This window comes from Paenarthrobacter sp., from assembly GCF_031180005.1.
In the GTDB taxonomy this organism is placed as follows: domain Bacteria; phylum Actinomycetota; class Actinomycetes; order Actinomycetales; family Micrococcaceae; genus Arthrobacter.
Map to the genome: position 1 here is coordinate 1 of NZ_JAPSHI010000020.1, position 16,915 is coordinate 16,915.

Genomic DNA, 16,915 nt, shown 5'->3' on the forward strand with positions numbered 1-16,915 from the left:
CCCAACGACTTCGCCTCCCTCGGAGCAGACGGCTTCGGCTTCTCCGACACCCGCCAAGCCGCACGCCGCTACTTCAAAAACGACACCCACTCCATCGTCGCCAAAACCCTCCAGTTACTGGCGGCGAAGGGCGAAGTTGAAGAAGGTGCGCTGGAAAAGGCGATCGAAAAGTACCGGCTGCTGGATGTGAACGCCGGCACCACCGGCGGAGCAGGCGGCGACGCCTAACTGTTCGTCGGGTTACCCGCGGCAAAAGCAACGACAGTTATATCCGCGACGGCGGCTTTCACCGAAAGGTGAGGGCCGCCGTCGGGCGTTAAGGGGGTTGGGACCTACGTGCCGAGGACGTGACCAGCAACAACACGAGTTGTAGCCTTCTCACAAATGGAGCTTGCCCGCGATGGGCCGTATGCTCGTTCCATGGCAGAGCCAAGCAAAACAACCACCAAGCGCAAGGCAGCACCGCAGGCTTTGTCACCCGAAAAGGCAGAAACCCTGCGGCAACTCCGCGCCAACGTGGGCCAACTGTCCACCAGTACCATGCGGCAGCTCGAGAAGTCACTGCCCTGGTATGGCCGCCTGAGCTCCGATGAACGGTCGGCCTTGGGCCTGGTGGCCCAGAACGGCATCGCCGCCTTCGTGACGTGGTACGAACGGCCCAGTTCGCCGTCGTGGATCCTCACTGACGTCTTTGGCAACGCCCCCACGGAACTGACTCGTTCCATCAGCCTGCAAAAGGCCCTGCAACTGATCCGCATCGTGGTGGAAGTCGTGGAGGACCAGGTGCCTGTGATCGCCCCGGAGTCCGACCAGCCGTCACTACGGGAAGCCGTACTGCGCTATTCACGGGAAGTAGCTTTCGCAGCCGCTGATGTTTACGCGCGGGCTGCGGAATCCCGCGGTTCCTGGGATACACGCTTGGAAGCGTTGATAGTTGACGCCATTTTGCGAGGCGAGAACACCGATGCGTTAAGGTCCAGGATCGCAGCCCTCGGCTGGAAAGCGCAGGAGCGATTCACCGTAATGGTGGGAAACTCGCCGTCAGAGCCCAGCGCCAGCTATGTCAGCGAACTACGCCGTACCGCCGGGCGCTTCGCCGAGGATGCACTGGTGGGAATCCAGGGCGACCGTCTCATCTTGATCCTTGGCGGGGTGCAGGACCGCGACACAGCCTATATCAAGCTCAGTGAGCTCTTCGCACCGGGCGCCGTGGTTTACGGCCCGGAAGCAGGCTCCTTGCTTGAGGCGAGCAGTTCCGCCCAGGCGGCGTTCGCAGGGCTGACCGCAGCCCGGGCATGGCCTTCCGCACCACGGCCTGTTGCTGCGGATGACCTCCTCCCTGAGCGTGTCGTTTCCGGGGATGACGCCGCGCGAAGGTCACTGATCAAGAACATTTACCGACCCCTGCTCGCGGCCTCGAACGGGCTCGTGGAGACCTTGGGCACGTACTTGGAGCTCGGCCACTCGCTGGAAGCAACAGCACGCGAACTATTCGTCCATGCCAACACCGTGCGCTACCGTTTGAAGCGTGTCTGCGATGTGACAGGCTGGGATCCGCTCCTTCCCAGGGAGGCGTTTGTGCTGCAAACGGCGTTGGTGGTGGGCCGCCTTTCAGCCCAACCAAAAGCCGCTACCGAACGTCACGCGTCACGTTCTCAGAACTGAACCGTTGTAGACTTCCTACAAACTGACCCAGTGAGCTTGGTGTACCAAAACACCAGTGGATCACGTGGCAATTTGGAAAGCTGGATACGTGCTTGCAATCGTCTGCCCTGGACAGGGCTCCCAGACCCCCGGATTTTTGGCCCCTTGGCTGGAACTCCCCTCCGTCGAAGGCCAATTGGCCGCACTGAGCGAAATCGCAGGCATTGACCTCAAGGCCCACGGAACCACCTCGGATGAAGAGACCATCAAGGATACTGCCGTAGCGCAGCCATTGATCGTCGCCGCCGGCCTGGTTGCTGCCAAGTCATTGTTCGATGTCGAACTCAGCTCCCTTCCGGTCATCCTCGCCGGGCACTCGGTGGGCGAAATCACGGCCTCGGCCCTCGCGGGCGTCCTCACCGAGTCCGAGGCAATGACCTTCGTTCGGGAGCGCGCCAACAGCATGGCCGCAGCAGCCGCCGTGACCCCCACGGGCATGAGCGCCGTTGTGGGCGGAGACCCTGCCGAGGTCCTGTCGGCCATTACTGCCGCGGGTGCCACACCAGCCAATGTCAACGGCGCGGGACAAACCGTCGCCGCAGGTACCTTCGAGCAACTCAAGGCCTTGGCGGACAACCCGCCAGCGAAGGCCCGCGTCATACCCCTCAAGGTGGCCGGCGCCTTCCATACTTCCCACATGGCACCGGCAGTCAGCGCCCTTGAGGCCCTCAAGCCGTCCCTGTCGCCGCAAAACCCGGCAGTTCCACTGTTGTCGAACTACGATGGCAAAGAGGTCACAGCAGGCCATGCCGCCGTCGAAAGCCTGATCGCACAAGTCTCACGCCCGGTCCGCTGGGATCAGTGCATGGAAACCCTCGTTGAACGCGGTGTCACCGGTGTGATCGAACTTGCCCCTGCCGGCACACTCACAGGTCTTGCCAAGCGTGGCATGCCTGGCGTCAAGACGGTTGCTGTCAAAACCCCGGAGGATCTCTCCGCGGCTCTCGCACTCTTTGCTGAATTGGAGGGGCAGGCATGAGCACTCCAGTACTCAACAAGGCTGCTGTCAACGAGAACGCACGCATCCTGGGCATCGGCGCCTACCGGCCGGACGTCATCGTCACCAACGACGACGTGTGCCAGTGGATTGACTCCTCGGACGAGTGGATCCGCCAGCGCACCGGCATCATCACCCGTCATCGTGCAGCCGCGGATGTCAGCGTGATCGACATGGCCGAAGGCGCCGCACGTGAGGCCCTCAAGCAGGCGGGAATTGAACCGTCCCAGCTGGGTGCCGTCATTGTGCCCACCGTGACACACCCCTATGCGACCCCTTCTGCTGCCGCTGCACTTACTGACCGACTGGGTGCGACGCCGGCACCGGCCTTCGACATCTCGGCCGCCTGCGCAGGATACTGCTACGGCGTGGCCCAGGCTGATGCCCTTGTCCGTTCCGGCGCTGCCGAGTACGTACTAGTGGTCGGCGCTGAGAAACTCTCAGACGTCATCGACAACCACGAACGGACTATCTCGTTCCTCCTCGGCGACGGCGCCGGCGCTGTGGTGGTTGGCCCGTCCGACACCCCTGGCATCGGACCTTCCGTCTGGGGCTCGGACGGCAGCAAGTGGGACGCGATCGGCATGACCCACTCCCTTGAGGACGTCAAAAAGCTTGGCGAGTCGGCCCGGCACTCGGATGAGACCGACGACCTCGCCATCATCTCAGCCACCCAGGATGTCTGGCCCACCCTGCGCCAAGACGGCCAGACAGTGTTCCGCTGGGCTGTCTGGGAAATGGCCAAGGTTGCCCAGCAGGCCCTGGATGCTGCAGGCATCGAGGCCAGCGATCTCGCAGCTTTCGTTCCTCACCAAGCGAACATGCGCATCATTGACGAGATGGTCAAGAAGCTCAAGCTTCCCGAATCCGTTGTCATCGGCCGCGACATCGCCCAGGCGGGAAATACGTCGGCGGCATCCATTCCCTTGGCAACGCACCGCTTGCTTCAGGAGAACCCTGAGCTGAGCGGCGGCTTGGCACTGCAGATCGGTTTCGGCGCCGGATTGGTCTTCGGCGCGCAGGTAGTGGTTCTGCCGTAGGTCGGGACTCATCCCGGCTCACCAGCCAACTGAATACGACTTACAAACCCAAGCCGCAACCCGCGGTTTGCCCCCTTTCCGGCAGTAGCCGGTACAACAAGAAAAGGAGCCAACAATGGCTAGCAACGAAGAGATCCTGGCCGGCCTGGCTGAAATCGTCAACGAGGAAACGGGTCTTGCAACCGAAGCCGTGGAGCTGGACAAGTCCTTCACCGAGGACCTGGACATCGACTCCATCTCGATGATGACCATCGTCGTCAACGCTGAAGAGAAGTTCGGCGTTCGCATCCCGGACGAAGAGGTCAAGAACCTCAAGACCGTCGGCGACGCCGTCAGCTTCATCGCCAACGCACAGGCCTAGTACCTGACACCAGCTGTGCCGGGCCAGGATTCCTATCCTTGCGCCCGGCACAGCCGCAGTAACACCCATAGATTTTTATGCCTCCCCCTGTGAACCGCGCATGCGGGACGGCTATCCGACAGAGAGTGATCGCATGGCACGCAAAGTAGTCATAACCGGTCTGGGGGCCACCACTCCCATCGGCGGCGACGTACCCACAATGTGGCAGAACGCGCTGAAAGGGGTCTCCGGCGCCCGCACGCTCGGTGACGAGTGGGTGGCCAAGTACGACCTCCCCGTCCACTTTGCTGCCCGGTGCTCGACGCCGGCACTTGAGGTCCTGAGCCGCGTTGAGGCAAAGCGTATGGACCCCTCCACGCAGTTTGGTGTCATCGCAGCCCGTGAGGCCTGGTCAGACTCCGGGATTGAAGAAATCGACCACGACCGGCTCGCCGTGGCATTCGCCACAGGCATCGGCGGCGTCTGGACGCTCCTTGATGCTTGGGACACGCTCAGGGACAAGGGCCCCCGCAGGGTCCTGCCGATGACCGTCCCCATGCTCATGCCCAATGGCGTGGCAGCGGCGGTCAGCCTCGACCTCGGCGCCCGGGCCGGCGCGCACACTCCCGTCTCGGCCTGCGCGTCCGGAACCGAGGCCCTCCACCTCGGCTTGGACCTGATACGGTCCGGCAAGGCGGACGTTGTAGTGTGCGGTGGCGCTGAAGCTGCCATCCACCCGATGCCGTTGGCAGCCTTCTCCTCCATGCAGGCCTTGTCCCGCCGCAATGACGAGCCGGAGCGCGCCTCGCGCCCGTACGACATCGATCGCGACGGTTTCGTCATGGGTGAAGGTGCCGGTGCGCTGGTACTGGAAGCCGAGGAGCACGCGATCGCCCGCGGCGCCCGCATTTACGCCGAACTCGCGGGGACGTCCGTGACAGCGGACGCATATCACATCACAGCACCGGACCCTGAGGGTCTGGGCGCTACCCGTGCGCTGAAGGCTGCCATGTTCGATGGGCGTATCCAGGCGGAGGACGTGGTCCACGTCAACGCGCACGCCACCTCGACTCCTGTTGGCGACAAGCCCGAGTACACAGCCCTGCGCGCCGCCCTGGGGACCCACGTGGACAATGTGGCGGTCTCCGCTACGAAGTCGCAAATGGGCCACCTCCTGGGCGCCTCAGGGGCTGTTGAAGCTGTACTGACCGTGCTGGCCGTCTACGAGCGCAAAGCACCAGTCACCATCAACCTCGAAAACCAGGATCCCGAAATCCCCCTCGACGTAGTGACGTCCGTCCGTGACTTGCCCAGTGGCGACATCGTGGCACTGAGCAACTCCTTCGGCTTCGGCGGGCACAATGCCGTCATCGCTGTCAGGAACGTCTAAGTCCCGCTTTTCACCGCTGCCCCAATGAGACATGAGAAGGGCCCCACCAGCAGGTGGGGCCCTTCTCATTGCTATGGAAGACGCTGTTGAGTCAGTGCCGCTAATGGATTGCAGCTAGCCGACCTGGTGCAACCAGCGCACGGGAGCACCTTCAGCTGCGTGGCGGAACGGCTCGAGTTCCTCATCCCACGCTTCACCGAGCGCTAAAGAGAGCTCATGGTAGACGGCTGAGGGATCCCCTGCGCCGGACTCATAGGCGTAGCGGATGCGGTCCTCTGTCACCATGATATTGCCGTGCACGTCAGTGACTGCATGGAAAATACCCAGTTCGGGGGTGTGCGACCAACGCGCACCATCCACCCCTTGGCTGGGTTCTTCGGTCACCTCGTAGCGCAAGTGGGCCCAACCCCTCAGGGCCGATGCCAATTGCGCGCCGGTACCGGGCGCCCCGGTCCAGGACAACTCCGCCCGGAACATTCCTGGCGCTGCAGGCTGAGGGGTCCACTCAAGATCGGTTCGCTTATCCACGACCGATCCGATGGCCCATTCAACATGCGGGCAAAGCGCCGTTGGGGCCGAGTGCACGAATAAGACACCGCGGGTTGTTGCAACAGACATTCCATCCTCCATAGCTGTAGGTACGTCTTCCCCAACGACCTCTGCCTGGATGTTTTGCTGTTGCTGCCGGATGCCATGAAACTCATGCGGGCCCTGACAGGCTATTCAGTTTTTAGTACTACAGACGATATTGGCACAGATATAACCCTCAACCGTGAATTGAAGGTTTCCCCGTGGTGCTTTCATTTTGCCGTACGCTGCCCGTTTCCGCCAGTGCGGCACTTGAGGCGTCATGCTCAGGCCCTCGGGTGCGCCTGTTGGTAGCTCTTCCGGAGTCGGTCCACGGACACATGCGTATAGATCTGCGTGGTTGCCAGGCTGCTGTGCCCAAGAATTTCCTGCACAGCCCGCAGGTCTGCTCCGCCATCCAGCAGATGCGTGGCCGCGCTGTGCCTGAGCGCATGCGGCCCTGTGGCGGATGTGTCTCCCAGCGCCTGCAGCAGTTCGCTGACCACCGCGCGGATTTGGCGGGGATCAACGCGGTTGCCACGCGCGCCCAGGAACAAGGCAGCTCCGCTCGTTGCTGTTACCACTGCCGGTCGGCCCCGCCTGAGCCAGTCGTCCACAGCCACAGCCGCGGGTACGCCGAACGGGACAGTGCGCTCCTTGTTGCCCTTACCCAATACGCGGAGCGTACGGCGATCCGGATCAAGGTCATCTATATCCAGCCCAGCCAGCTCACCGACGCGAACTCCGGTGGCATACAAAAGTTCCACCATCGCCCTATTTCGTAAGGCCAGGGCGCCCCCGTCGGCGGCTGCGGTGTTCAGATCATCCACCATCCGGGAGACTTGCTGCTGCTGAAGGACCCCTGGCAAGGACTTGTCCCGCTTGGGCGCTTGCAGGCGGACCGCGGGATCCGTCTTGATGAGTTCTTCCCGAAGCGCCCAACCCGTAAACGACCTGGCGGTTGCCGCTCGACGCGCCAACGTGGCCCGGGCCATGCCGGCCTCACTCTGCGCACCAAGCCAGCGACGCAGGGAACCCAACTCCAGCTGCCCTAGTTCCTGGATTCCCTCCTGCACGGCGAAGCCAAGGAGACTCTCGACATCGGCAAGGTAGGCACGGACTGTGTGCGCAGACCGGGCACGTTCGCCCTCCAAGTACCGGCGAAAGCCATCGACTGCCTTTTGAAGGGGCATTGGTAATGATTGTCCGTCCACCTTCCCACTGTGCCAGTCGCCGGGACAAAAGGGGGCATCAACATGCTTGTCCTTACCGGACTAAGCTTTCTTGACGCGTTTCCACCCTCCCCGTTCCGAGCCCGCCAAACCCAGCAACCCCAGCCGACCAAGGCCAGCGCGGACAGTATCCGCGCTCAGTCCTGCCACCACGGTCAGCTTCTCCACCGAGCTCGCGGACCGGAGGGGCAGTGCGTCCAGGAGGATGAGATCCTCCAAGGACAGGCCATCGTGCACCGCCGCCCCGGAATCCTTTTCCTCGCTTGTGGCTTCTCCTATGGCGCCGGCAAGCTCCGCAATTTCGCCGACGTCGGTAACACAAACGGCTCCTCCATCCCGGAAGAGGCGGTGACAGCCTGCTGAGTTGGCACTGTGGATGGAGCCCGGGACGGCAGCAACAACCCTTCCGATGGTTTCAGCATGGTGGGCTGTGTTGAGGGCGCCCGATCTCCAGCGCGCCTCCACCACCACCGTTACTGATGCCAAAGCGGCAATGATCCGGTTCCGTTGAAGGAACCTGTAGCGGGTTGGCGCGGATCCCGGTGGTACCTCCGAGATGACAGCGCCTTGAATGGACACTGCGCGAAGCAGGTCCTCGTTACCCGATGGGTAGAAACGGTCCACGCCTCCTGCCATGACTGCGATGGTGGGCACGCTGGCGACTCCGCCGCTCAAGGCTCCGCGATGTGCGTGGGCATCGATGCCATAGGCTCCACCGGAAACCACGGTATAACCGCGCTGCGCCAAGCCATAAGCGAGATCACCTGTGACGGAAGCTCCGTAGTTGGTACTGTCCCTGGAACCCACCAGGGCGATGGTTTGGCGGGCGGCGGGCAACTCCTGCTCCTGTCCCCGCCACCACAAACAGAGCGGCTCCTGGAGTCCCAGGTCTTCCAACTGCTCCGGCCACAAGTCATCACCGGGGACGATCAATCTCCCACCCAATCGACGCATGGTCTCCAAGTCGCGGTCAGGCGCGAGGTCGGCGACACGCGGCGCCCATCGTCGAAGGCTGGCCGGAAGCCCTGCCCAGGACGATGCTCCTCCTCCGTCTACAAGCAAGGAAGAGATCTCTTGTTCCAGGTTTGGGCCTGTACCCAGCTCGCCTGTGGCAACACCCAGGGCATCCACGGCACCTACTGCCCGGACCAACGCGAGTCCTACGGAGTCCTGTGGCTCCATGAGCCGGGCCAATGCCGCTCTGGCAATCCGTTCTTTGTCTTGCTTCCCCAATACAGCCATGGCCGTGAGTCCCTTCGCGTCGTTATTACTCATGTCGCAGCCGCAGCTTGCCGCAGGCTCAAGGCCTGGCCAATATGATCGATGTCCGGTGTATCGCTGTGCCCCAGATCTGCCAGCGTCCACGCCAGCCGGAGGACGCGGTCGTAGCCGCGGGCAGTGAGGGCACCACGTTCCAGCGCAGTGTCCAGAATCCGCGTGGTCCCGGGAGGCAGCCGCAATTCCCCCCGCAAGGTCCGCCCCGGCACCTGCGAATTCGTTTCAAGCCCCATGGCGACCAAGCGCTCAAGTTGCCGTTTCCTGGCCGCCAGCACGCGTTTTGCGACGACGCGACTATCTTCCTCTTCACCCGCATGGCCGAAGTCGGCCAAGGACACCCGCTCAACTTGCAATTGGATATCCACGCGGTCCAACAGTGGCCCTGAGATTCGCCCGAAGTACCTGCGCCGCATCATGGCCGTGCACGAGCAGTCCATGCCTTTGCCTGAAGCTTTGCCGCATGGGCAGGGATTTGCGGCAAGTATGAGCTGAAACCGAGCCGGGTATGCCGCAGTTCCCGCTGAGCGGTGTATGACCAGCTCTCCGCTCTCCAACGGTTGACGGAGGGCATCCAGTACCCGGCGCTCATACTCTGGAGCTTCGTCCAGGAACAACACGCCCCGGTGCGCGCGCGAGGCTGCCCCGGGCCGCGGAAGGCCTGAACCTCCACCGATGATGGCAGCGGCGGTGGCACTGTGGTGGGGATTTTCGAATGGCGGCCTGCGGACGAGCCGCACCGTAGACGACCGGACAGCAGCCAGCGATCGGATGGCCGTAACCTCCATGGCCGCTGTATCGGCTAAATCCGGCAGCAAGCCCGGCAAGCGCTCAGCCAACATGGTCTTACCGGCTCCCGGCGGCCCGGTCAGCAACATGTGATGACCGCCGGCAGCTGCTACCTCCAGGGCACGGCGGGCCTCGCCCTGTCCTGACACATCGGAAAGGTCCGGCACAGCGGCCGGGACATCGCCCTCTTCATCCGGCGTATCGGGGTCCGTAGGGTTGTAATCGAGGGCGAGGTCCTTGGGATCCGCGCCAAAGTCGAAGGCGAGCCGGGCCAGTGTCTTGTATCCGCGAACCTTCGCTCCAGGAACCAGCGAGGCCTCCACGGCATTGGCGTCGGCCACCACAATGTCCGGGTAGCCTGCGTGAACAGCGGCCATCACGGCAGGCAGTATGCCACGTACCGGCCTCAGTCTTCCATCCAAACCCAGCTCCGCGATGAACACCGTTCCCCCGATGTCACGGATATCGTCGGCGGCGCGGAGCACGGCCATGGTGATGGCCAGATCGAATCCCGAGCCCCGCTTAGGGAGGGACGCCGGAATCAGGTTGGCCGTGATCTTCCGTCTGCTCAGCGGAATACCGGAATTTTGCGCCGCAGATCGAATGCGTTCCTTCGCCTCATTCAGGGAAGCATCAGGGAGCCCCAGGATCACGAAGTTCGGCAGGGTTTGGCCAATGTCAGCCTCGACCTCCACGATGTAGCCGTTGAGCCCGACGAGGGCAATACTATAACTGCGCCCGATTCCCATCAGCCAACACCCCGCAGATGGTCCAGCTGCGGCTCACTGACGCCGTTATCCACCACGGAGATGACATCGATGCGCCTCCGCGCGGCGTTGAGGTCGTGCTCCCGGCACCACAATGACGAGAGCCGGTGGAGACGGGCCAGCTTGGCCGCGTCCACCGCCTCAAAAGGATGTCCGTAGTCCAGGCTCTTCCGGGTCTTCACTTCGGCAACAACCAGGGTGTCGCCCTCGATTGCCACGATGTCGATTTCGCCGTCCGGACACCGCCAATTGCGATCGACGATCCGCATTCCCTGGTTTTCCAGAAATTCGGCCGCCAGTGCTTCGCCGTTTCGGCCAAGCAGGTCTTTTGCTCTCATGACCACCACCTCCGCTCACCAGCTTTCAGGCTGGCGGAGAGCGGCGGCAGGGGCCTATGAAGCTATGTGGGTAAACGTGGCCAAATAGATGTTGTGGAGGACTACTCCCGGCAGAGAAAGGCGCTAGTTACCGAGATCGCCCAAATCACCGAGCCCGCCGTCCTTGGGCAGGGCCAGCTCCTCATTTCGCGGCAGTTCTTCCACGTTGACGTCCTTGAAAGTGATCACCCGGACGTTCTTCACGAAACGGGCTGAGCGGTATACATCCCAAACCCAGGCATCCTGCAGGGTCAGGTCAAAATAGACTTCACCGTCCGCACTGCGCGCCTGCAGGTCCACATGGTTAGCCAAGTAGAACCGCCGCTCGGTTTCCACTACATAGCTGAACAGACCGACAACGTCCCGGTACTCGCGGTAGAGCTGAAGCTCCATGTCGGTTTCATAGTTCTCAAGGTCCTCGGCGCTCATACTTCCATCTTGCACTATCAGCCGGGCGGCCCGCGTCATGGGAAGCCGGCAGCATCACTCAGGGTGACGTCAGAGCAGTTCCGGCCCAGTGAGGTTCCAGCTTGTCCGGTGGTGCGCGCTTGGGCCCTGCAGCCGGATCACGTCCCGGTGGGCAGAGGTAGCGTAGCCCTTGTTATCGTTCCAGCCGTAGGCAGGAAGTTCCGAATGCAGGTCCACCATGATGCGGTCCCGGGCAACTTTGGCCAGAACACTGGCAGCGGCAACACTGAGGCAACTCATATCGGCCTTTACCTTGGTATGGACAGGCGCTTCGCACCACGGTCCCGAGTCGGACGCATCGAAGAGAGAGGCCTGAACCTCGGGCGACAACCAGTTATGGCTGCCGTCAAGCAGCACAGCATCAGGAGTAACGCCGCCAGCCAGGATCTCGAACCAGGCACGGGTTCCGGCCAAACGGAGCGCCGCGATGATGCCGATCTGGTCAATCTCCCGGGACGATGCGTGCCCAACGGCTGAGGCCACGGCCCACTCCCGAACCAGTGGTTCCAGCCTGTCGCGATCCTCAGGCTTGAGCAGTTTGCTGTCCCGGACGTCTGCCAACAAGCTGTGGTTCTCGAGGTTGACCACGGCAATACCCACGCTCACGGGACCAGCCAATGCTCCCCGCCCAACCTCATCCACGCCGGCCAACAAGCGCACTCCGGAGGACAAAAAAGATCGTTCGACGTCAAGGGTAGGGAAACCCACCGGCTTCTTGGCTTTGGTGGTGGATTTCGCCGTTGTCTTGGAGGCGGCCTTGACCTTCGCCTTGCCCTTCGTGCCGCTAGCCGTTGTTGCCATTACTTTGCCGCGATGCCTTACTTTGACGAGGTGCCTTGAGGAACGTCACGGAAAACGTCCTGATAGTTATCGAGGATGGTCCAGCGGTTGATCGGCCAAGCGATGACGGTGGCTTTGCCTTCAACATCCTCAATGTTAATGAAACCACCGTTGACTTCCTGGTGCGCCCGGGAGTCCTCTGAGTGGTTTCGGTTATCGCCCATCACCCAGACTTTTCCTTCCGGAACAACGATGTCGAATGTCGTGGGCGAAGGCACTTCTGCCGGGTTGATATAGGACTCGTTGACCGGAACCCCGTTGATCGAAAGACGGCCCTCAGCATCACAACAGGAAACCCTGTCACCCGGGAGCCCGATGATGCGCTTAACAAGGTGCTGCTCGTTGTCATCAGGGGCCAAACCTACGAACTCCAGACCGTCTCCCACCCAGTCCATGGGTCCGGCCGGTTTCTTGGCCATTGGCGGCAACCAAGCCTGAGCATCCTTGAAGACCACGACGTCCCCGCGCTCAAGATCGAACGGCCCAGGCACCAGGAGATTGATGAAGATGCGATCGTTAACGTCCAAGGTGCTTTCCATGGACTCGGAAGGAATGTAGAACGCCCTGAACAGGAAAGTTTTGAGAAGGAAGGACAGCACCAGCGCAATAGCCACCACCGTGACGATCTCCTTCACCCACACGAGCACCGGATTTTTGCGCGGCTTCTCTGCAGCGTGGGAGCCGCCTTCAGAATCACGGGAACGGGGCTCGTCCGCGGCGTCGCGCGAGCCGGATGTGACGCCGTCGACCTGGCGCGGCTCAGCCACACCGGCAGCGGCATTTGCCGTTCCGTCCGAGAGCCGGGCGTCGTCGTCGTACCGCTCGGGATTCTCAGGAGCTTTGTCCGGCATTTACTGTCCGTTCTTCGATGATGTTTCAGCCTGCGCTGAGCGAGGCATCTCTGCAAATCTATCAAGTGGCCAAACAATCCGGACCGGTCGCCCGATAACACGCTCGACCGGGACCATGCCGCCACCTGGCGCTCCCAGTAGTCCACGGGAGTCAGCAGAACGCGAACGGTGGTCACCCATGAGCCATAGACGGCCATCAGGAACTACGACGTCGAATTTCTGCGTGCTGGGCTCATCCCCCGGATACAGATATGGTTCCTCAAGAATCTGACCATTGACCGTGAGATGCCCTGCTGCGTCACAGCACTGGACGTGGTCGCCCCCGATCCCAATGACCCGCTTGACGTATGTCGTGTCACTGCCGGTAAGCCCGAACCATTGGCTTGCAGCCGACACCGTGTCAACGAACGGGCCCTGGCCGCTGCTCAAGGGGGCGAAGGAACCGCGGCCGTCGAACACCACAACGTCACCGCGGCGGATCGGCTCGGCGCTGAAGGCCGTCCGCGAAACCAGGATCCTATCCCCTTCAACGAGGAGGGGCTCCATGGACTCGGACGGAATGTAGTAGACATCCAGCCACGAGGACCGGACCAAGCCGCTGATCGCGACCGCCAGCACCAGTGCGAGCAAAACAAAACGCCAGCCCTGTTTACGGGGCTGGCGTTCTGTTGTGTCCATGACTCGTATCCCTGTTGCGTTGCGGATTGCTCCGGAACTACCGGGCACGAATCCTGGACCCGTTGCGTAAGTCGCAGGACTTACTTGGCGAAGTCGCGCTTTTCCTTGATCTTCGCAGCCTTACCGCGCAGTGCGCGCATGTAGTAAAGCTTCGCGCGGCGGACGTCACCCTTGGTGACGACCTCGATCTTGTCGATGATCGGGGAGTGCACCGGGAAGGTACGCTCTACGCCGACACCGAAGGAAACCTTGCGCACGGTGAAAGTTTCGCGAACGCCGTCACCCTGGCGGCCCAGGACGAAGCCCTGGAATACCTGGACACGGGAGTTCTTGCCTTCGATGATGTTGACGTGAACCTTGAGGGTGTCGCCCGCGCGGAACTCCGGAACATCGTTACGCAGCGAGGCTGCATCTACGCTATCGAGGATATGCATTAATCCACTCCTGGTGAACGCCACAGGTCATTCACTTTGGGTTACGGCAGACAAGCCCGGGCATGAAAGCAGCCGGAAATCTCCGCCGAAGTTTCTTAGTGTCCAGCTCCGCCACTGATTGGCGTCGCCGGGTTGTCCGACTGTTGGCTGAACTCCCCCTGTGGCAGGTGTCAGCCCAGCAGACACAAGGGTTAATTCTGCCATAGTCGCCACCATCCGGCCAACTGCCATGACTTCCGGACGTTCGACGGCGGGAAGTGGACTTAGTTTTCGATGTCGCCGCCGGGCCTGGCCTTGAGGCGGCCGTCAACGACGTCGTACCCGAGGTCTGCGAGGGCTTGGCGGTCCGCGCGACTCAACACACCGGCGTCGAACCCCTCCATAAGATCAGGCCTCCGCTCAGCCGTCCGGCGGAACTGCTCGTGGCGACGCCACTGCGCAATCTTGCCGTGGTTACCGCTGAGGAGGATCGGAGGGACGTCGTGTTCCCGCCATGCCGACGGTTTGGTGTACACGGGATACTCCAGGAGGCCATCGGAGTGGGACTCCTCTACCAAAGACTCAGGGTTGCCAACCACGCCGGGAAGGAGGCGGCCAATGGCCTCGACCATGGCCAACACGGCCACTTCTCCGCCGTTGAGGACGTAGTCACCGAGACTTACGGGCCGGACCGTGAAGTGTTCCTGCGCCCAATCGATGACGCGCTCGTCGATGCCTTCGTAGCGTCCGCAGGCGAAGACCAGCTGCTCTTCTTCGGCTAGCTCATAGGCCAAGGCCTGGTTGAACTTCTCCCCTGCCGGCGAAGGGACAATCAGCACAGGCCTGGAGCCCTCACGGGCGGCTGCGACCGATTCGAGCGCCTGCGCCCAAGGCTCGGCTTTCATGACCATTCCGGCGCCACCACCATACGGCGTGTCATCTACAGTCCTGTGCTTGTCCGTGGTGAAGGTGCGCAGATCGTGGACGTTAAGCTCCAACAACCCGTCCTGGCGGGCCTTGCCTATGAGCGATAACTCCAGTGGAGCCAGGTACTCAGGAAAAATGCTGACAACATCAATCCTCATTCAGGCATCATCCCCGGCGTCGTCCTTGGACTCCTTGGGATTCTCGTCATTGATCTCAAAGAGGCCGGCCGGCGGAGTGATCAGGATGTACCCGCCCTCGACATTGACCTCCGGCACGATTTCCTCGACGAAGGGAACCAAGATTTCCTTGCCGTCGTCGGCCTTGACCGTCAACAGATCCTGAACGGGCAGTGTGGTGAGGGCGGCAACCTTGCCCACCACTCGCGAACCGACCCGGGCCTCGAGGCCAACGAGCTCGTGCTCGTACCAGCCCTCGTCATCATCCCCGTCGTCCAGTTCCTCGGTTTCGACGAAGAGCTTCGCCCCACGGATGACCTCGGCGGCATTGCGGTCGGCAACTTCTTCGAAGCCAAGCAGGAGGATGTCCTTGTTCCACCTGGCACTGCGGATGGTCAAAGGTCCAGCGGAGGCGGGCTCAACGACGAACTCCGTTCCGGCGACGAAGCGCTCGGAGGGGGCATCGGTGAGAACCTGCACCGTAACCTCGCCGCGGATGCCATGGGGTTTGCCGATCCGGGCCACCTGGAGCTGCATGGGTTCCTCTGAATTCTTGTAGTGCCCGCGCCACCGGGCGGCAACGGACAGGAAAATGTGGATAAAGCAATCCGGCCCCTCCACCATATTCGGTGAAGGGGCCGGATCTAAGACAAGTAGTGCTGAGCGCGTTACCGGCGACGGTCGGTATCGACGACGTCGACCCTGACCTGCTCGCCACCAGCCAAAGCTGCAACCACAGTGCGCAATGCGCGTGCGGTGCGTCCCTGACGGCCGATCACCCGTCCGAGGTCCTCCTGGTGAACGCGCACCTCGAGGGATTCCCCGCGGCGGTTGTTCTTGGCACTGACCTTGACATCCTCAGGGCTGTCAACGATCCCACGGACCAAGTGCTCGAGCGCTTCTGCCAGCAACTTACTCAGCCTCGGTGGTCTCTGCTTCAGCCTCGGCCGGAGCTTCGGCTTCGTCCTTCTTGGCCTTCTTGGTGATGGCTTCCGGAATGATGACGGAACCCTTCTCCGGGGCTACGAAGGCTTCCTTCGGAGCTTTGGTCTTCAGGGTGCCTTCCTGGCCCGGCAGGCCCTTGAACTTCTGCCAGTCACCGGTGATCTTCAGGATCGCGGCAACCTGCTCGGTGGGCTGGGCGCCAACGGAAAGCCAGTACTGGGCGCGCTCGGAAGCGACCTCGATGTACGACGGCTCTTCGGTGGGGTGGTACTTGCCGATTTCTTCAATGGCACGGCCATCGCGCTTGGCGCGGGCATCCATGACGACAATGCGGTAGTACGGTGCGCGCATCTTACCGAAGCGCTTAAGGCGAATCTTTACGGCCACTTTTGTGGTCACTCCTGTTTCTGAAACGAGGTGAACCCGACGTTTTGCACCCGTGGGGCGGGCCATACTTGACGGTTCGAAGGACAAGATACGAGCACGGAGAGAGGGGCCGCACCGATCGAGTACCTGTCTATTGTGCCAGATGCCCGGAGCAAATACGACTTAGCCCATGTTGAGCGGCGTGTTCTTGCCCACTCCCCCGGTTATAACGTGCCGCGCTTGTCCGGATCAATGCCTCATTCAGACCAGACGAAGAGCCCGGAGCGCTCCGCCTTCTCAACGTCCGTGGCAAGGGCGGCCAACTGCTGGACGTACTGGCGCGATCGCGCTGCATCAAACGGCATATCGTCCTGTGCGGCCCAGGCAGCAGCCACGTCATCGAGGACGTTCGCGTCCCCTTCGCTTTCATAGGTGAGGAGTTCGGCCAAGGCCCGCACCATGGCCTCAGGAACGCCCAGGAGCGCATCACTGGTGACATCAACCAAAGCAAGCTCATAATCAGCTCCGGCGGCGTGGACAGCTTGTCCTGCGAGGTCGCCCAACTGCTCCACCTCGAAGTCGGTGATTCCCTCAATCCTCACGGCGGGGCCGGTTACGTCAGCCCCCTTTTCAAGGGCAGCTGCCCGCTTGAGTGCTTCATCGTGGGTGGCTACAAAAATTTCGGCAAAGCCCATGGAGAGTACTCTCATTCCTTCGTGCTGACGGGGCGGCGGCACGAATCCGAATGGCTTCGTGCCGTCACTGCCCAGCCT

21 protein-coding genes are annotated in these 16,915 nt (G+C 62.0%); 6 read left to right on the top strand and 15 right to left on the bottom strand.

What is annotated here, in order from left to right; translation table 11 throughout:
- From RIF72_RS14535 to RIF72_RS14560, 6 genes are all read left to right on the top strand, one after another.
- On the top strand, positions 1 to 228 hold a 228-nt coding region (locus RIF72_RS14535; RefSeq protein WP_309075560.1), incomplete at its 5' end, for a hypothetical protein.
- A gap of 192 nt (positions 229 to 420) precedes the next feature.
- On the top strand, positions 421 to 1,665 hold the full coding sequence (locus tag RIF72_RS14540) for a helix-turn-helix domain-containing protein (protein WP_309075561.1): 1,245 nt from the start codon (positions 421 to 423) through the stop codon (positions 1,663 to 1,665).
- Positions 1,666 to 1,753: 88 nt separating this feature from the next.
- On the top strand, positions 1,754 to 2,683 hold the full coding sequence (locus RIF72_RS14545; protein ID WP_309075613.1) for an ACP S-malonyltransferase: 930 nt from the start codon (positions 1,754 to 1,756) through the stop codon (positions 2,681 to 2,683).
- Positions 2,680 to 3,741: a beta-ketoacyl-ACP synthase III gene (locus RIF72_RS14550; protein ID WP_309075562.1), complete on the top strand. Its 1,062-nt coding sequence runs from the start codon at positions 2,680 to 2,682 to the stop codon at positions 3,739 to 3,741. The genes RIF72_RS14545 and RIF72_RS14550 overlap by 4 nt, the downstream gene beginning before the upstream one ends.
- Positions 3,742 to 3,856: 115 nt before the next feature.
- On the top strand, positions 3,857 to 4,102 hold the full coding sequence (locus RIF72_RS14555) for an acyl carrier protein (protein WP_011692310.1): 246 nt from the start codon (positions 3,857 to 3,859) through the stop codon (positions 4,100 to 4,102).
- Positions 4,103 to 4,235: 133 nt separating this feature from the next.
- Positions 4,236 to 5,471, top strand: coding sequence for a beta-ketoacyl-[acyl-carrier-protein] synthase II (locus RIF72_RS14560; protein WP_309075563.1), 1,236 nt, complete (start codon positions 4,236 to 4,238; stop codon positions 5,469 to 5,471).
- Positions 5,472 to 5,585: 114 nt separating this feature from the next.
- Here RIF72_RS14560 and RIF72_RS14565 read toward each other — a convergent pair whose 3' ends face one another.
- From RIF72_RS14565 to RIF72_RS14635, 15 genes are all read right to left on the bottom strand, one after another.
- The gene (locus RIF72_RS14565) at positions 5,586 to 6,089 is read right to left on the bottom strand and encodes a DUF3145 domain-containing protein (RefSeq protein ID WP_018776197.1); all 504 of its coding nucleotides are present in this window, start codon (positions 6,087 to 6,089) and stop codon (positions 5,586 to 5,588) included.
- Between the two features lie 236 nt (positions 6,090 to 6,325).
- A complete protein-coding gene (locus tag RIF72_RS14570; RefSeq protein ID WP_309075564.1) occupies positions 6,326 to 7,231 on the bottom strand; it encodes a tyrosine recombinase XerC in 906 nt (301 codons plus the stop codon).
- A gap of 81 nt (positions 7,232 to 7,312) precedes the next feature.
- Positions 7,313 to 8,545: a DNA-processing protein DprA gene (dprA, locus tag RIF72_RS14575; protein ID WP_309075565.1), complete on the bottom strand. Its 1,233-nt coding sequence runs from the start codon at positions 8,543 to 8,545 to the stop codon at positions 7,313 to 7,315.
- On the bottom strand, positions 8,542 to 10,083 hold the full coding sequence (locus tag RIF72_RS14580) for a YifB family Mg chelatase-like AAA ATPase (RefSeq protein WP_309075566.1): 1,542 nt from the start codon (positions 10,081 to 10,083) through the stop codon (positions 8,542 to 8,544). The genes dprA and RIF72_RS14580 overlap by 4 nt, the downstream gene beginning before the upstream one ends.
- Entirely contained in the window at positions 10,083 to 10,448 is a 366-nt protein-coding gene (locus RIF72_RS14585) for a YraN family protein (protein ID WP_309075567.1), read from the bottom strand. Before RIF72_RS14585 ends, RIF72_RS14580 begins: the two co-directional genes overlap by 1 nt.
- Before the next feature lie 114 nt (positions 10,449 to 10,562).
- A complete protein-coding gene (locus tag RIF72_RS14590; protein ID WP_026005632.1) occupies positions 10,563 to 10,907 on the bottom strand; it encodes a DUF2469 domain-containing protein in 345 nt (114 codons plus the stop codon).
- 69 nt (positions 10,908 to 10,976) lie between these two features.
- A complete protein-coding gene (locus RIF72_RS14595) occupies positions 10,977 to 11,747 on the bottom strand; it encodes a ribonuclease HII (protein WP_309075568.1) in 771 nt (256 codons plus the stop codon).
- A gap of 17 nt (positions 11,748 to 11,764) precedes the next feature.
- The gene (lepB, locus tag RIF72_RS14600) at positions 11,765 to 12,637 is read right to left on the bottom strand and encodes a signal peptidase I (RefSeq protein WP_309075569.1); all 873 of its coding nucleotides are present in this window, start codon (positions 12,635 to 12,637) and stop codon (positions 11,765 to 11,767) included.
- On the bottom strand, positions 12,638 to 13,315 hold the full coding sequence (gene lepB, locus RIF72_RS14605; protein WP_309075570.1) for a signal peptidase I: 678 nt from the start codon (positions 13,313 to 13,315) through the stop codon (positions 12,638 to 12,640).
- 80 nt (positions 13,316 to 13,395) lie between these two features.
- A complete protein-coding gene (gene rplS, locus RIF72_RS14610; RefSeq protein ID WP_014922079.1) occupies positions 13,396 to 13,749 on the bottom strand; it encodes a 50S ribosomal protein L19 in 354 nt (117 codons plus the stop codon).
- A 263-nt stretch (positions 13,750 to 14,012) separates the two neighbouring features.
- Positions 14,013 to 14,813, bottom strand: coding sequence for a tRNA (guanosine(37)-N1)-methyltransferase TrmD (gene trmD, locus RIF72_RS14615; protein WP_309075571.1), 801 nt, complete (start codon positions 14,811 to 14,813; stop codon positions 14,013 to 14,015).
- Positions 14,814 to 15,368 carry a ribosome maturation factor RimM gene (rimM, locus tag RIF72_RS14620; protein ID WP_309075572.1) on the bottom strand — a complete coding sequence of 185 codons (555 nt, stop codon included), beginning with the start codon at positions 15,366 to 15,368 and terminating at the stop codon, positions 14,814 to 14,816.
- 131 nt (positions 15,369 to 15,499) lie between these two features.
- The gene (locus RIF72_RS14625; protein WP_011775119.1) at positions 15,500 to 15,742 is read right to left on the bottom strand and encodes an RNA-binding protein; all 243 of its coding nucleotides are present in this window, start codon (positions 15,740 to 15,742) and stop codon (positions 15,500 to 15,502) included.
- 1 nt (position 15,743) lies between these two features.
- A complete protein-coding gene (gene rpsP, locus RIF72_RS14630) occupies positions 15,744 to 16,163 on the bottom strand; it encodes a 30S ribosomal protein S16 (RefSeq protein ID WP_017199647.1) in 420 nt (139 codons plus the stop codon).
- Between the two features lie 236 nt (positions 16,164 to 16,399).
- Positions 16,400 to 16,852 (bottom strand): hypothetical protein, encoded by a 453-nt coding sequence (locus RIF72_RS14635; RefSeq protein WP_091468112.1) that lies wholly within the window; start codon positions 16,850 to 16,852, stop codon positions 16,400 to 16,402.
- Between the last annotated feature and the right edge of the window lie 63 nt (positions 16,853 to 16,915).

Bases quoted from the DNA above. Each gene is read 5' to 3' on its own strand.
- lepB (WP_309075570.1), bottom strand. From the start codon at position 13,315: ATGGACACAACAGAACGCCAGCCCCGTAAACAGGGCTGGCGTTTTGTT.
- RIF72_RS14590 (WP_026005632.1), bottom strand. From the start codon at position 10,907: ATGAGCGCCGAGGACCTTGAGAACTATGAAACCGACATGGAGCTTCAG.
- RIF72_RS14570 (WP_309075564.1), bottom strand. From the start codon at position 7,231: ATGCCCCTTCAAAAGGCAGTCGATGGCTTTCGCCGGTACTTGGAGGGC.
- rimM (WP_309075572.1), bottom strand. From the start codon at position 15,368: ATGCAGCTCCAGGTGGCCCGGATCGGCAAACCCCATGGCATCCGCGGC.
- RIF72_RS14560 (WP_309075563.1), top strand. From the start codon at position 4,236: ATGGCACGCAAAGTAGTCATAACCGGTCTGGGGGCCACCACTCCCATC.
- RIF72_RS14595 (WP_309075568.1), bottom strand. From the start codon at position 11,747: ATGGCAACAACGGCTAGCGGCACGAAGGGCAAGGCGAAGGTCAAGGCC.
- rplS (WP_014922079.1), bottom strand. From the start codon at position 13,749: ATGCATATCCTCGATAGCGTAGATGCAGCCTCGCTGCGTAACGATGTT.
- dprA (WP_309075565.1), bottom strand. From the start codon at position 8,545: ATGAGTAATAACGACGCGAAGGGACTCACGGCCATGGCTGTATTGGGG.
- lepB (WP_309075569.1), bottom strand. From the start codon at position 12,637: ATGCCGGACAAAGCTCCTGAGAATCCCGAGCGGTACGACGACGACGCC.
- RIF72_RS14540 (WP_309075561.1), top strand. From the start codon at position 421: ATGGCAGAGCCAAGCAAAACAACCACCAAGCGCAAGGCAGCACCGCAG.
- RIF72_RS14555 (WP_011692310.1), top strand. From the start codon at position 3,857: ATGGCTAGCAACGAAGAGATCCTGGCCGGCCTGGCTGAAATCGTCAAC.
- RIF72_RS14550 (WP_309075562.1), top strand. From the start codon at position 2,680: ATGAGCACTCCAGTACTCAACAAGGCTGCTGTCAACGAGAACGCACGC.
- trmD (WP_309075571.1), bottom strand. From the start codon at position 14,813: ATGAGGATTGATGTTGTCAGCATTTTTCCTGAGTACCTGGCTCCACTG.
- RIF72_RS14635 (WP_091468112.1), bottom strand. From the start codon at position 16,852: ATGAGAGTACTCTCCATGGGCTTTGCCGAAATTTTTGTAGCCACCCAC.
- RIF72_RS14580 (WP_309075566.1), bottom strand. From the start codon at position 10,083: ATGGGAATCGGGCGCAGTTATAGTATTGCCCTCGTCGGGCTCAACGGC.
- RIF72_RS14565 (WP_018776197.1), bottom strand. From the start codon at position 6,089: ATGTCTGTTGCAACAACCCGCGGTGTCTTATTCGTGCACTCGGCCCCA.